We start from the raw sequence: 14,587 nt of genomic DNA, 5'->3' as shown, positions 1-14,587 counted from the left end.
CAAGCCCTTGCCGCGGGGTGGAGCAGCCCGGTAGCTCGTCAGGCTCATAACCTGAAGGTCACAGGTTCAAATCCTGTCCCCGCAACCAAGACAAAAAACCCCCCGCATGATGAGTGCGGGGGGTTTTGATTGTTCGGGAAAACGCGCACATCAAAGACGCTGGCCGAGCGCGTCTCACATCGCCGGCGCACACATCGGGCGCGGACCCACAAGACCGCCAAACCCGATCCGGAACGGCACCACCACCGGCGCCGCCGACACAACCCCATCCTGCGCCAAAGCCTCCAATGCTTCAGCCTCAACCGCGTCGTCACGGTACCGCCTCAGACGACCAACCAAACGACACGACGCACTCTCAAGCAAACGACGCTTGCGGCGCCCGTATCCCGCTAGGAATGAGTGACGGGCAGCATACTATCCTATCCAGAGCAATTTCAGGCGCTTCATAGACGACTATTGAAATTTCGTTAGACTGATTTCCCAGGCCGCCAGGAGCGGCCCTTCTGTTGATTGGGGAGATCAGAATGTCCACAACCATCACCCGTCGCCATCTGGCCAAGCTCGGTCTCGGCATTGGTGCCGGCGCTCTGCTGGGGCGCAGCGCTTTCGCACAGATGCCGGCCTTCTTTCGGATTGGAACCGGCGGGACGGCAGGAACCTACTACCCTGTCGGCGGTCTCCTCGCCAATGCGATCTCCAATCCTCCCCAGCTCGTCCTGACGGCGCAGGCTTCCAACGGCTCGGTCGCCAACATCAATTCCATTGCGTCGGGAGCTCTCGAGTCCGGCTTCAGCCAGGCGGATGTCGCCTACTGGGCGCACACAGGCACCGGCCTCTTCGAGGGCAAGGGCAAGCTCGAGGATCTTCGCCTGCTCGCCAATCTTTATCCCGAAAGCATTCATCTCGTCGCGGCAAAGGCAGCAAACATCAAGTCCGTCGCGGATCTGAAAGGCAAACGCGTGTCGCTCGACGAGCCAGGATCCGGAACCCTTGTCGATGCCCGGATCATCCTTGGCGCCTGGGGTATCAAGGAAAGCGACATCAAGGCCGACTTCCTGAAGCCGAACCAGGCGGCAGAGAAGATGCGGGATGGGGGCATGGATGCCTTCTTCTTCGTCGGGGGCTATCCAACGAGCGCGATCACAGAACTGGCCGCCACCGGCGGCGGTATCGATATCGTGCCGCTCGCAGGTGCCGAAGCGGATGCGCTGATCAAACAATACAGCTTCTTCTCCGTCGATGAGATCCCGGCAAATACCTACAAGAATGTCGGCGCGGCGAAGACCCTGGCCGTGGGTGCGCAGTGGATCACCTCCGCGAAAGTCCCTGACAATGTCGTCTATGAGGTGGCAAAGAATCTCTGGAGCGATAAGACGCGCGCGACGCTCGATGCCGGCCACGCGAAGGGCAAGTTCATCCGCAAGGAAACGGCTCTCGACGGTGCGGGTATCCCAATTCATCCGGGTGCCGCAAAATTCTACAAGGAGGCAGGCCTCCTGAAGGCCTGATCTCATTCCATTTGAGATGCCTCTCGCAACGGGTTGCGAGAGGCGCTTTCATGTCGAGTGTTTGAAGCGAGCCGCATCACCATGACCCATGCAGACGTCTCCGCGATCGTCGAGGATCGTAGCCTCGAGGAGAAGTTCGATCCCGAGATGCGGTTTCGGCCTCTTAGACCGGGCACGGCCTGGATCGTCGCGGGGCTGCTCTTCGCACTCTCCATGTTCCACTACTATACCGCAGGCTTCGGTCTTCTCCGCGAGACGACGCATCGCGGCATCCATATGGCCTTCGTGCTCGGCCTGATCTTTCTCGTCTTCGCTGCGCGCAAGGCGGATCAGGAAAGGCTCGTGCCTTCGCATTGGTGGCGACCGGGCGGAATTTCCCTGCTCGATTGGGCGATGGCTATCGCGGCCGTCGTGTCGAGCCTCTATGTGCCGTGGATCTTCAACGAGCTGGCCTTTCGCGTCGGTAATCCGACAACTCCCGACGTGGTGATGGGCACGATCCTCATCGTCGTGCTACTCGAGGCAGTGCGGCGCTCCGTCGGTTGGCCGCTGCCGTTCATCGCGATCCTGTTGATGCTCTATGCCTACTTCGGCCCCACCATGCCGGGCATTTTCCAGCATCCCGGCGCGTCATGGTCCAATATCGTCAATCATCTCTACCTGACGAGCCAGGGGATCTACGGCATCGCGCTCGGCGTGGTGGCAACTTACGTCTTTCACTATGTGCTGTTCGGAGTCCTCGCTACGCGAGTCGGGCTTGGAAAGCTTTTCATCGATCTCGCTTCCTGTCTGGCCGGTCGCTATGCCGGTGGTCCCGCAAAGGTCTCCATCTTCGGCTCCGCTCTGTTCGGCATGATTTCCGGGTCCTCGATCGCCAACACAGTGACAGTCGGCTCACTCACCATTCCAGCGATGATCCGTCTCGGCTATCCGCGCCATTTCGCAGCCGCGGTGGAATCGACCGCCTCGACCGGCGGTCAGATCACGCCGCCGATCATGGGTGCTGCCGCCTTCTTGATGGTCGAATTTCTCAATGTCTCCTATCAGACGGTGATCCTGGCAGCCATCGTCCCGGCGCTGATGCATTTCTTCGGCGTTTTCATGCAGGTTCATTTCGAGGCCCGTCGTTCCGGCATGCGAGGCATGAAAGCGGAGGATCTGCCCAATCCGATTCAGGTCATCAGGGAGGGTTGGCAATCGGTCATGCCGCTCGCGGTCCTGCTGATTGTCCTGTTCACCGGCTTTACGCCCTATCTCGCCGCTTTCTGGGGCATCACGGCCTGCATCCTGATCGGCACCGTCCGCATTCCCGCCGTGACACTCGCTTTTCTGGCCGCAATCATTGGCGCTATCGCAGCAGGTGTTCTCACGAATCTTGCATTCGTCATCCCGATTTTCGTCGTCCTGGTCGGTTTGATGCTCGCAACTTGGCTTCAGAGCGAAGCTGGAAAGGCGAAGATTATCGATCTCGTCGATGCTTTCGTGGTCGGAGCGAAATACGCCATCGGCGTCGGGGCGGCCGCCGCAACGGTCGGAATCATCGTCGGCGTCGTCACTCTGACCGGCGTTGGCTTCAAGATCTCCTTCATCGTGACGTCTCTTGCGGCGCAGATTGCGCAAGTTGTCGGCGACATCGTGCCGGCATCCATGTTCGATCTGAAGAGCATGACCTTGTTCTTCACGCTGCTGATGACTGCCATCGTGTGCATTCTGCTCGGCTGCGGCGTTCCGACGACGGCGAACTACATCATCATGGTGACGGTTGCCGCGCCGGCTCTCGGTCTCCTAGGCGTCGCCCCGATCGTGGCACATTTCTTCGTATTCTATTACGGTGTGCTCGCCGATATCACGCCGCCGGTGGCGCTTGCCGCCTATGCAGGCGCGAGCATGGCGGGAGCAGATCCGTTCAAGACCGGAAACACGGCATTCCGTCTCGGACTTGGCAAGGCTTTGGTCCCGTTCGTCTTCGTCTATGGTCCTGCGATGCTGATCGTGACGCCGGAATTCACCTGGCCGAGCTTCTTCTTCGTGGTCGGTGGATGCATGCTGGGCATCGTGCTCCTTTCTGCCGCCTTCACGGGTTACGCCCTGACACCGATGCGAGCCTGGGAGCGTTGGCTTGCCGGCCTTGCCGCGCTTCCAATCATCGCGCCGGACGTGACGACGACCGTCGTCGGATTGGGGCTTGCAAGTCCCGTTGCGATCGCGCAGCTTGTCCGCGCCCGATCGCAGCGGGAGGCCGTGCCCGCCTGACGATGCAAATGTCGCCATCACACGATAAAATGCCAGCGAGAGCATCCAAGTACCTATGACAGCGAAGATCGAAACCCTGCAGCGCTATACGCGCCTTGCCCCGGTGATTCCGGTTGTGACCATCGATGATCCGCGCATGAGCATCGATCTGGCTCAGGCGCTGGTGCAGGCCGGGTTGCCGGTGGTCGAGATCACGCTCCGGACATCCGGAGCGATGGATGCCATCGCGGCGATTGCAAAGGCCGTGCCGGAGGCTGTGGTTGCCGCCGGCACTGTTCTCACGAAAAGCCAGATTGCCGAAGTCGTGGATGCCGGCGCCAAGTTCATCGTCACGCCTGGGACGCCTTTCAGGCTCGCGGAGCAGCTTGCCGAGGCATCGATCCCAGTCATGCCAGGCTGTGCGACCGTTTCCGAAGCGATGACTTTGGGGAGTCTTGGCTTCGAGATTCTGAAGTTCTTTCCGGCCGCAGCATCCGGAGGGGCGGCTTGGCTCAAGTCGCTTCAGGGGCCTTTGCCGAAGCTCTCGTTCTGCCCGACGGGCGGCATCGATCTGGCAAGCGCTCCGACTTACCTGTCCCTTGCCAATGTTCCTTGCGTCGGTGGTACATGGGTGACGCCCGCCGACCTCCTGCGGAAACGGGATTTCTCCCGCATCCAGGAATTGGCGCGCGAGGCCGCTGCCCTTCGCCGGCCAACCTGAACCATTCGTGAGCCACCCCGTTGTGTCCTTCAGCAGGACACGACGAAGGGGAGGTCTTCATGGTCGACTACCGCAAACTTCTGGATGCCGTGGTCGGCGCCCTCGCGAAGCCTGATGGCGGGTCGCCCGCAGGCGGCCCCTCCGATCTGGCGCATCAGCTCCAGACCGGCGCCACGTCGCTTGCGCCAGTCCTCGACAAGGCAAAGGAACTCGCGGCGAAGCATCCTGTTTTGACGCAAGCCGCCTTGCTCGGTCTGGCGGGTCTCATGTTCGGGAGGCGCAAGAAGGGGGGCATTGCCGGAGGTATCGCCAAGCTGGGTGGCCTCGCCGTGATCGGCGGCCTCGCATACAAGGCCTATCAAAACCAGAAGGGCGGACAGTTCGCAGCCGCTTCTATCCATGGATCGGACAATGAATCTTCTGGGCGCGGCGCAGGAGATGGCTTGCAGGACGTGCCGGAAACCTCGCGGTTTCATCCCGTATCGCAAACCGAAGACGATGCCATGCTCTTCCTCCGCACCATGGTCGCAGCTGCTGCCGCTGATGGGCAGATCGATCATATCGAACGTGCGCGCATCATCCGCGGGCTTACGGAAGCTGGCATCGATCCGGAGGCGAGCCGCTGGCTCGACCGGGAAATGCAGGCCCCGATGGGAGTCGACGAGCTTGCAGACGGCGTCGAGGATCCGGAACTCGCAGCCCAGGTATATGCTGCAGCCCTGCTCGCCATCGATCCGGACACGCTCCAGGAGCATGAGTTCCTGCGGCAGCTCGCGGAAGCTCTCGATCTCGACCAGAATCTGAGGCGGCAGATCGAAGAGACGATCGACGCGGCGCGTTAATCGAATCCTTTTGATTCGTCAGAGCGGAGACGTGCGAGCGAGTGGACGGATCTTCTGATACAGGACCGTAGTCTGCCGTCCGCCCTTTTCCTCGTACCGCCGGCCGAGAACGAAGCCGAGATCCGGAGCGTAGAGATCCGTGTATTCGGAAAGCACGCGCCCTTCTGCATTCATGGCGCGATTACGGACGATCGTCACATCGTAGCTGCAGGATCCGAGCTGTAGTTTTTCCTGTCCAGCAACCGTGATCTCGAGTGAGATAGGTGCTGCGATCTTGTTGGGCTGAGCCGGCGCATAAGTTACGGCGCGACGAGCCTTGCTATCCAGCGGAAAGATCGATCGCAGATCTGATAAGGGTACGTTGAAGCGTCGCCCATCTTCATCGAAACGGCTGATTTCGAACAGGCCGCGATAGTAGATCACATCCTGCTTCTTTCCGCCTGGATAAGTGTTGACCACGTGAACGAATGAGTCTGCCGTTGGCCTGACTTCGGCCTGTGTGCCCTGGCGTTCCAGCACGAACCCGGTCTTGGCCGTTTGAGCGTTCGGGCACTCATCGGCGAGCGCGGGCAGGGAAAGGGCGAAAGCCAGCGCAATGGGCGAAAGGCGATGAAGCATAGTCTGATCCAGAAGTTCTCAGGATCGCGATCAAACCGTTCCCGCGACAATGTTTCAAGAAAAATATTCCGCCGGGAGCGTTCCTGCTGCGCTGCGAAAGGAAACGCATGAGCAGCCGCCGCTATGCACCGAAAGCAAGGAGCGATCTTCCCGTAGCAGTTGATTTCCGTCGCTGCAGCGGATCAAATCGTGACAAGCACAGAGTTCAGTGGAAAGGACCAGCACATGGCCGAGAAGCCGAGACGCCGGACGCCTGATCAGCTTCGTTCCCGGTTGTGGTTCGACAATCCGGACAATCCCGGCATGACCGCTCTCTATCTTGAGCGGTATCTCAACTACGGCCTGACACAGAAGGAGCTTCAGGGAAAGAAACCGATCATCGGCATCGCCCAGACGGGCTCCGATCTTTCCCCTTGCAATCGTCACCATATTGAGCTGGCCAAGCGTGTGCGCGAAGGCATCACGGCGGCCGGTGGCGTCGCTTTCGAGTTCCCATGTCATCCCATTCAGGAAACCGGCAAGCGTCCCACGGCCGCCCTTGACCGCAATCTCGCCTATCTTTCTCTGGTCGAAGTTCTGTTCGGCTATCCGCTTGACGGCGTAGTGCTGCTGACCGGTTGCGACAAGACGACCCCCGCCTGCCTGATGGCCGCCGCGACTGTCAACATCCCGGCGATCGCCCTCAATGTCGGACCCATGCTCAACGGCTGGTTCCACGGCGAGCGCACCGGATCCGGCACGGTGGTCTGGAAAGCGCGTGAGCGCCATGCGGCCGGCGATATCGATTACCAGCAGTTCATGGATATCGTGGCGTCTTCCGCCCCGTCCGTCGGTCATTGCAACACCATGGGGACCGCGTCGACCATGAATGCTCTGGCCGAAGCGCTGGGCATGGCAATGCCCGGTTCAGCGGCGATTCCGGCACCTTACCGGGAGCGGGGCCAAATGGCTTATGAGACCGGTAAGCGCATCGTCGAAATGGTGTGGGAGGATCTCAAGCCGTCCGACATCCTTACCCGCGAGGCTTTCGAGAATGCGATCGTCGCAAACGCGGCGATTGGTGGTTCCACCAACGCACCGATTCATCTCAACGCACTTGCCAAGCATATTGGCGTTCCGCTCGATTGCGACGACTGGGAGCGGATCGGTTTCGAAATTCCGCTTCTCGTGAACGTGCAGCCGGCCGGAGAATATCTCGGTGAGGAGTATTTCCGGGCCGGCGGCCTGCCTGCAGTGATGGCCGAGCTGATCGGTGCTGGTAAGATTCATGAGGGTGCTCCGACCTGTGCGGGCACGACGATGGGCGAGAATTGCCGCGGCAAGTTCACCTGGGATCGCGATGTTATTCGCGCCTATGACAATCCACTGAAGGAAAAGGCAGGCTTCCTCAACCTGAAGGGAAATCTGTTCGACTCCGCGATCATGAAGACGAGTGTCATCAGTGAGGAGTTCCGGGAGCGATATCTGAGCAACCCGCAGGATCCGAATGCCTTCGAGGGACCTGTCGCGGTCTTCGACGGGCCGGAAGATTACCATCATCGCATCGACGACCCGTCGCTCAATATCGATGAGCACACAATTCTGATCATGCGAGGAGCCGGCCCTATTGGTTACCCCGGCTCAGCCGAGGTGGTGAATATGCAGCCGCCTGGAGCACTGATCAGGAAGGGGATTCATTCCCTCCCTTGCATCGGCGACGGTCGCCAGTCCGGTACGTCCGGAACTCCGTCAATCCTCAACGCATCGCCGGAGGCTGCCGTCGGCGGTGGGCTAGCGTTGCTGCAGACCGGTGATCGCGTGCGAATCGATTTGAACAAGCGAAGCGCCGACATTCTCATCTCAGGTGAGGAGCTGCAGCGGCGGCGGCAGGAGCTTCGGGAGAAGGGGGGATATCCGTATCCGGAGAGTCAAACACCCTGGCAGGAAATCCAGCGGGCGATGGTGGATCAGCTCTCGGAGGGCATGACCCTTAAGCCTGCGGTGAAGTTTCAGCGGGTGGCGCAGAAATACATTCCCCGAGACAACCATTAAACGGGTCAAGGATCTCCGAGGACGCCATGGCGAACAGGCTTGCAGGCAAGACGGCTCTCGTTACGGCAGCCGGACAGGGGATTGGGCGTGCCATTGCAGAAGCCTTTCTCCGGGAAGGGGCAACGGTGTGTGCGACCGATCTCGAACTCGCGAAGCTCGAAGGATTGGAAAGGGCCCAGAGACGTAGGCTCGATGTGCTCTCGACAGCTTCAGTTCAGGAGGTGATCGGCGAAGCGGGCCCTCTCGACATTCTCGTAAATGCCGCAGGCTATGTGCATCACGGAACGGTGCTTGAGTGTTCGGATCGTGACTGGGACTTTTCTTTCGATCTCAACGTCAAGTCCATGCATCGCACGGTCCAAGCCGCGCTTCCGGGAATGCTCGAGAAAGGCGGTGGATCAATCGTCAACATCGCGTCAGGGGCGTCATCGGTCCGCGGCATTCCGAACCGTTACGTCTACGGCTCGACCAAAGCGGCCGTCATAGGCCTGACCAAGGCTCTGGCCGCTGATTTCATCCGGAGGGGAGTTCGCGCTAATGCGATCTGTCCCGGAACGATCGAATCGCCCTCTCTCGATGACCGCATTCGCGCTTTAGCGGAGAGTTCTGGTCAAAGCATTGAGACGGTGAGGCAGGCCTTCATTGATAGGCAACCTATGGGACGACTGGGAACTCCGCTGGAAGTCGCGGAACTGGCTGTCTATCTCGCCTCTGACGAGGCCAGCTACACCACCGGGCAAATCCATCTGGTGGATGGCGGCTTCGCCCTCTAAGCGAAGCTTGCACTCAAAACAGGAAGGTAACGAAGGGAATCGCGGGAGCCTCGCATTCCTTGAAGCGTGCTGAATAGCCTTCAACGGCAAGGCTCTTACCGTCGACAAGGCACTGCTGCTGTTTTGCCCGCCCCGAGCGATCGATCCATGTAATCGCTTCTTCCAACCGCCAGTCCAACCGCAGGGCCGATCGGAAGTCGCTGATCGCATCGTCATAGCGTCCAAGACGATACATGATCCGTCCGCGCTGCAAATGAAACCGGATATGAGACTGGCGGGTCATAAGGGCCAAGAAAGACTTTGCAAATAAGTAAAGAGTTTGGCTCGCGCGAATTTGCTTCGCATGTGGGAAAGTATTCAAAGGAATGACGTTGTTGGCGGTTTCGTACATTTCCGTATCCGTTGAATAATCTTTCGAATGACTTCAGTCTTCCTTAGAGTAAGATCGATAAATGCGCTGCATTTACAGGCTGAAGAATGCCATCCATCCTCCCCCTACGAAAATCGGAAACCCGCACGACTTGTCGGAATTGCGCAGAAATCGTAGCGTTTTTCCGAGTTCTGCGGTTCAGCGGCGTTTGGGATGGTGCGAGGCGGAAAAGGTCGAAGCCTTAGGAAGGGTAACGCTTCCCCGGTGGTTGATGTTCAGGGTGGAATTACTACCGTAAGTTTTAGAACATCACTGATTGACGAAATTGAGCATCTGACGAGTACTGTCATATCCAATAACAATATGCTCGTGTCGTCCGGTCGGGATCGAACCGTCGATGCTCAGTTTCAACTGCGCCATGTTGGCTCCTGGGGCATCTTTAACGTTTCGTATGGCCTGGAAATCGGCAGCCGCCTCCACTTCGAAGACGGAGACAACCGTCTCGCATTCACCATGGCGACCCGAGGGAGAGGCAAGCTGGTGCAGGGAAGGGACGAGTTCGACTTCTCCCCCCAGAAAGCCGTCGTCTTCGCATCCACATCGCCGAAGGAGATTTATCACTCCTCTGATGTCCAGTTATCGAACCTCGTGCTGGAACGCCGGAAGATTGCAGGCCACTGTGCCAGGCTTCTGGGGCGTGATGCCGTCGGCGATGTCGAGTTCGAGATGGATTTCGACCTTACGGATATGAATGGGCAGAGCTGGCTGCGACTGTTTCACTACGCCTCTTCGGAGCTGAGCGCCCCTCATTCCTTGATTCGCGACATTCCGGCCGCCCGGCAGCAGATGGAGCAGATGCTGATCACGGGCTTGTTACTGAGCCATCGACACAATTACACCGATGCACTTCTGCGGCCGCAACCGGCCGTGGCGCCGTTCTATGTGAAACGGGCGGAGGCTTTCATCGAGGCGCATTTTGCTGCGTCGCTTTCACTGGCCGATATTGCAGCCCATGCGGGGGTCAGTGCACGGAGCCTCCAGAGCGGTTTCCAGAACTTTCGCGGCATGACGCCGATGGCGTTCCTACGCACCATTCGTCTGCAACATACCCATGCTCAGCTGCGATTGGCGGACCCAACAGCGACGACGGTGACTGAAATTGCGCTCGCCTGTGGCTTCACACATATGGGTGAGTTCAGTGCACTCTATAAGAAGACCTTCGGTGTCACGCCACGCGAGACCTTGGTGGGAATGGTATCGCAATGACGGGAGCTATAGAGCGTCGGCATGAGGGGGCCAAAGCCGGTTCCGAACACGATGCGTTGCCCGCATCGAATGCGGCTGCTCCAAGAGTGTTTGAGCATTCCTATCAGTCATCCAATCTCGACGAGATCGAGCATGTCGTCAGCACACGAGTAACGCCGCACCGACTCGTTCCTCTCGGTCGTAGCCGGCAGGTCGATAGCTCGTTCCAGTTCCATGGCGCAGGAAGCTTGGCCATCTTTGACATCCGATATGGAACCGAGGTCGCGGTCGAATTCGAGCATTATGAGGCCGAAGATCTGCTCGGCTTTGTTATGGCCAACGAGGGATCCGGCCGCGTACTCTTGGACCGAGACGAGTTCGAGGTCTCACAGCAAAACGGAGTCCTAATCACATCCGGACCACGAGAGACACTCCAGTATACGGAGGGCTGCGAGACGCGCGTCCTATTGATGAACCGCAGGAAGATTACGGAAACATGCGCCAAGCTTCTGGGGCGCGATATTCTCGAGCCAATAAGTTTTCAGACGCAATTTTCCCTGAAAGGCGCGTCAGGTGAGAGCTGGTTGAGACTGACTCGATATGCGGCTTGGGAGCTTCAGCAATCACAGTCGCTGTTGAAATTTCTGCCTGCAGCGCAGCAGCAACTCGAGCAAAGCTTGATTTCTGGTCTTCTGTTCTCTCAACCGCACACATACCTGGATGCCCTCCTGCGGCCGCAATCGGCAGCAGCGCCATTCTATGTGAAGAGAGCGGAAGCCTACATCGAGGCTCATTTTACCGAGCCGCTGTCGCTCAGCGACATTGCCACTCAGGCGGGTGTAAGTGCGCGCAGTCTGCAGAACGGCTTCCAGACCTTCCGCAGTACGACTCCGATGGCGTTCCTGCGGTCTGTGCGCTTGAAACATGTGCACGCGCTCCTACTCGCGGCTGACCCGAAAGAAGAAACCATTACGGAAATTGCTTTAGCCTGCGGTTTCACTCACATGGGTGAGTTCGGCACACTCTACCGGCGTACCTTCGGCGTCACCCCGAGGGAAACGCTCTTGCGGAAGGGTGCCTCATGAATAGTCCCGCGAGTGGCAAGAAGCAGCCCGCTCCTGCTTCCTATGAAGGGCTACCCGATCCGACCGCTGCGCGCAGTTTGCTCGCCGATCTTACTTATAGAACCTCAAAAGTCGACGAACTCGAGAATGTCCTCTGCAATACGTTAGGCGAACATAAATTTACCCCCTTAAGTCGCGACGGACAGTTCGACGGTGCGTTCTGGCTCCATGGAACATGGGATTTCAGCGTTTTTGGCATGCGCTTCGGGCGTAGCATGGCTACGGATCTTATCTATGAGGACGCGGATGATCGAGTTGGCTTCACCTTTGCAGAGGCGGGCAGTGGGGGACTCCATATTGATGCGAAAGACCTGACAGTCGCGGGTTATGAGGCGGCGGTTTTTACATCTGGTCCACCGCGCAGGCTCAATTTCGGGGAGAATTCACGATTTACAGCGATCGTTATGAGCCAGTCAAAAATTATGCAATTGTGCGCCAAGTTACTTGGAAGGGAAGTCAATCATAGTCTTGGCTTTACAGCCAGGTTCGATCTTGCAACGCCAAACGGAAAGAGCTGGCTCAGACTTTTCCAATACGCTGTCACTGAGCTCGGCACCCCAGAGTCGCCCGTTAGACATTTGCTCCCAAGCTTGCAGCAATTGGAGCAGATGCTAATGACCGGCCTTCTCTTCAATCATCGGCACAACTACACGGATGCACTGTTGCTCCCGCAATCGGCCGCAGCGCCGTTTCATGTCAGGCGCGCGGAGGCCTTCATTGAGGCACATTTCACCGCACCTTTGTCGCTGGCCGATATCGCGGCGCATGCGGGCGTGAGCGCACGGAGCTTGCAGAGTGGCTTCCAGAATTTCCGCGGCATGACGCCGATGGCGTTCCTGCGTTCCGTTCGTCTGAGACATGCGCGCCAGGCGCTTTTAGCTGCGAATCCGCAAACCACCACAGTGACGGAGATCGCGCTCACCTGTGGGTACAACCACCTAGGTGAGTTCGCGACGGCATATAAACGTACTTTTGGTGTCACACCGAGCCAGACCTTGCTGACGAAGGCATGACGGATACCATAGCGCCATTTGTGGATCATGCGCTCGCGATAAGAGAGGGCGGAGTTGCGCCGTCAGCTCAACCAAAGGTCGGAGGCATCCTCGATTTTGTCTACAAGAGCTCGAGGCTCGACGAGATCGAAGACACGGTCGTGAATTTCATTTCTTCTCCTCACTCGCTCGTCCCAGTGACGCGCGGTGCTCGGGCCGATGGCAGTTTCAGTTTTCATGGAATGGATGACCTCGCAGTCTTCAATGTCGGCTACGGGCGCGAGCTTGCCGTCGAATATCACGATCAACCGGGCGGTCGCCTCGCTATCGTCATGGCTCCTCAAGGCCTCGGTCAGCTTGAACAGGTTGGCAAAACCTCGCTCGTTTCGGATCGGCAGGCTGTCGTGTTTTCCTCCGGGGAGGCCCAAGCATTACGATACAGCGAGGATGGGAATACGCAGGTCCTGGTACTGGACCACCGGAAGATTGCCTCCTGCTGCGCTAAGCTTCTAGGGCGTGAAATTGCTGGCGAGGTGGCTTTCGAGACGGAGTTCGATCTGACGGATGTGAATGGGCAGAGCTGGATGCGGCTCTTTCATTATCTTTCTTCTGAGCTGAGTGCTCCTTTTTCGCTGATCCGTGATATTCCGGCTGCGCGGCAACAGTTGGAGCAAATGGCCATCACAGGCTTTCTGCTGAGCCACCGGCACAGTTATACCGATGCGCTTCTGCGACCCCAACAGGCTGTGGCACCTTTCTACGTGAAGCGAGCGGAGGCCTTCATCGAGGCACATTTTGCAGCGCCGCTGTCGCTGGCCGATATCGCGGCGCATGCAGGAGTGAGCGCGCGGAGCCTGCAGAACGGCTTCCAGAATTTCCGCGGCATGACGCCGATGGCCTTTCTACGCTCCGTGCGCCTTCAGCATGCCCACCGGGCGTTGCTCGTCGCGGATCCGGCCATATCGACCGTGACGCAGATCGCATTAGCATGCGGCTTCACACATCTCGGCGAGTTTGGAACGATCTACAGACGTATGTTTGGTGAGACGCCGGGGCGGACGCTACAGCGATCGATCAGGTCATGAACGAACGAAAGCCGCCCGAAGCGAAGGAATATCCCTCAATTCCAGGACGAGATTCTATCTCGCAACGAGATCTCATCATCGATCAGACATGGCAGTCGACGAAGCTCGAAGAACTGGAGAACGCCCTCAATACTCTCGTTTCGCCCCAGCGTTTGATTCCCACTTCCAAGGACGCGTCCGCGGGTGGCATGTTCGGGTATCGGGGGCAGAACGACGTCGGGATCTTCCGGGTTCAGATCGAGCAGGATGTGGACATGCACCAGATCCCTGAGGATGCCAACGACCGGATGGCTTTCGTCATTGGTCCGGCAGCCCCTAGCGAGCTTAAGATTCGTGGTGAGACTTTTTCCATCTCGCAGCAACGAGCCGTCATTTTCCCCTCGGGTCCGGAGCGACTTATTACAATCCCGAAGAATACGGAGCACCATGTCCTCATCATGAGCCGCCGCAAGATCGCCGAGTGCGCGGCCAAGCTCCTTGACCATGATATTCCGGGATTTATCGAATTTGACGTGGGTGTCGATCTCGAGAGTCCTACCGAACAAAGTTGGCTTCGTCTCCTGACATATGCTGAGACGGATCTCGCTGATCCCACTGCACTCATCAGACGATCCTCGCCGGCCTGGCGACAATTCGAGCAATCGCTGCTTACGGGCTTTCTGCTTTCGCATCGCAATGCCTACTCGGATGCGTTGCTTGCTCCTCGGGCTGCTGCAGTTCCCTTCTATGTCAAACGCGCAGAGGACTATATCGAGGCGCATTTCACCGAGCCGCTGTCGCTGGCCGATATCGCGGCCCAGGCCGGCGTGAGCGCGCGGAGCCTGCAGAACGGCTTCCAGAATTTTCGCGGCATGACGCCAATGGCGTTCCTGCGCTCCCTCCGACTGAAGCAAGCGCATCACCAACTGTGTCTTGCAGATCCGAATGCTGCGTCGGTGACCGAGATCGCACTTGCTTGCGGCTTCACGCATTTGGGCGAGTTCGGGACGCTCTACAAACGGACTTTCGGCGTGACGCCCCGTGAAACTCTCTTCAAGCGCGGCTGA

Annotated in this window: 13 protein-coding genes and 1 tRNA gene; 12 read left to right on the top strand and 2 right to left on the bottom strand. The window is 58.5% G+C overall.

Annotation, left to right across the window (positions count from 1 at the left end):
• Positions 1-11 precede the first annotated feature (11 nt).
• The 5 genes from K9B37_RS14240 (at position 12) to K9B37_RS14220 (ending at position 5,303) form a co-directional block, all read left to right on the top strand.
• Positions 12-88 (top strand) — tRNA-Met (locus K9B37_RS14240).
• Positions 89-524: 436 nt separating this feature from the next.
• Positions 525-1,508: a TAXI family TRAP transporter solute-binding subunit gene (locus tag K9B37_RS14235; RefSeq protein WP_439651730.1), complete on the top strand. Its 984-nt coding sequence runs from the start codon at positions 525-527 to the stop codon at positions 1,506-1,508.
• An 81-nt stretch (positions 1,509-1,589) separates the two neighbouring features.
• Positions 1,590-3,761, top strand: coding sequence for a TRAP transporter permease (locus K9B37_RS14230; RefSeq protein WP_224313836.1), 2,172 nt, complete (start codon positions 1,590-1,592; stop codon positions 3,759-3,761).
• Between the two features lie 55 nt (positions 3,762-3,816).
• Positions 3,817-4,461, top strand: a complete 645-nt coding sequence (gene eda, locus K9B37_RS14225) for a bifunctional 4-hydroxy-2-oxoglutarate aldolase/2-dehydro-3-deoxy-phosphogluconate aldolase (RefSeq protein WP_224313834.1) — start codon at positions 3,817-3,819, stop codon at positions 4,459-4,461.
• A 59-nt stretch (positions 4,462-4,520) separates the two neighbouring features.
• The gene (locus K9B37_RS14220) at positions 4,521-5,303 is read left to right on the top strand and encodes a tellurite resistance TerB family protein (protein WP_224313832.1); all 783 of its coding nucleotides are present in this window, start codon (positions 4,521-4,523) and stop codon (positions 5,301-5,303) included.
• Between the two features lie 18 nt (positions 5,304-5,321).
• Here the strand turns inward: K9B37_RS14220 and K9B37_RS14215 are convergent, their stop codons facing one another.
• Positions 5,322-5,921: a hypothetical protein gene (locus K9B37_RS14215; protein WP_224313830.1), complete on the bottom strand. Its 600-nt coding sequence runs from the start codon at positions 5,919-5,921 to the stop codon at positions 5,322-5,324.
• Between the two features lie 225 nt (positions 5,922-6,146).
• On the opposite strand from K9B37_RS14215, the gene K9B37_RS14210 reads away from it, so the two are divergent.
• Together K9B37_RS14210 and K9B37_RS14205 are read left to right on the top strand one after the other, a co-directional pair.
• The gene (locus K9B37_RS14210) at positions 6,147-7,952 is read left to right on the top strand and encodes an IlvD/Edd family dehydratase (protein WP_224313863.1); all 1,806 of its coding nucleotides are present in this window, start codon (positions 6,147-6,149) and stop codon (positions 7,950-7,952) included.
• Positions 7,953-7,978: 26 nt separating this feature from the next.
• Entirely contained in the window at positions 7,979-8,725 is a 747-nt protein-coding gene (locus K9B37_RS14205) for an SDR family oxidoreductase (protein ID WP_224313829.1), read from the top strand.
• Between the two features lie 13 nt (positions 8,726-8,738).
• On the opposite strand, the gene K9B37_RS14200 is transcribed toward K9B37_RS14205, so the two are convergent.
• Positions 8,739-9,116 (bottom strand): tetratricopeptide repeat protein, encoded by a 378-nt coding sequence (locus K9B37_RS14200; RefSeq protein ID WP_224313827.1) that lies wholly within the window; start codon positions 9,114-9,116, stop codon positions 8,739-8,741.
• 243 nt (positions 9,117-9,359) lie between these two features.
• Here K9B37_RS14200 and K9B37_RS14195 point away from each other — a divergent pair, with 243 nt between their 5' ends.
• The 5 genes from K9B37_RS14195 to K9B37_RS14175 are packed head-to-tail and all read left to right on the top strand — an operon-like array spanning position 9,360 to position 14,587.
• On the top strand, positions 9,360-10,361 hold the full coding sequence (locus K9B37_RS14195) for an AraC family transcriptional regulator (protein WP_224313825.1): 1,002 nt from the start codon (positions 9,360-9,362) through the stop codon (positions 10,359-10,361).
• Positions 10,358-11,425, top strand: coding sequence for an AraC-like ligand-binding domain-containing protein (locus K9B37_RS14190; RefSeq protein ID WP_224313824.1), 1,068 nt, complete (start codon positions 10,358-10,360; stop codon positions 11,423-11,425). Before K9B37_RS14195 ends, K9B37_RS14190 begins: the two co-directional genes overlap by 4 nt.
• Positions 11,422-12,477: an AraC family transcriptional regulator gene (locus K9B37_RS14185; protein WP_224313822.1), complete on the top strand. Its 1,056-nt coding sequence runs from the start codon at positions 11,422-11,424 to the stop codon at positions 12,475-12,477. Before K9B37_RS14190 ends, K9B37_RS14185 begins: the two co-directional genes overlap by 4 nt.
• Positions 12,474-13,541 (top strand): AraC family transcriptional regulator, encoded by a 1,068-nt coding sequence (locus K9B37_RS14180; protein WP_224313821.1) that lies wholly within the window; start codon positions 12,474-12,476, stop codon positions 13,539-13,541. Before K9B37_RS14185 ends, K9B37_RS14180 begins: the two co-directional genes overlap by 4 nt.
• Complete coding sequence (locus K9B37_RS14175) at positions 13,538-14,587, top strand: AraC family transcriptional regulator (protein WP_224313819.1); 1,050 nt, start codon at positions 13,538-13,540, stop codon at positions 14,585-14,587. The genes K9B37_RS14180 and K9B37_RS14175 overlap by 4 nt, the downstream gene beginning before the upstream one ends.

Origin of the sequence: Microvirga puerhi (assembly GCF_020089865.1) — a bacterium.
In the GTDB taxonomy this organism is placed as follows: domain Bacteria; phylum Pseudomonadota; class Alphaproteobacteria; order Rhizobiales; family Beijerinckiaceae; genus Microvirga; species Microvirga puerhi.
Note: the sequence above shows the minus strand (reverse complement) of the source record. Positions and strands in the feature narration are given on the sequence as shown.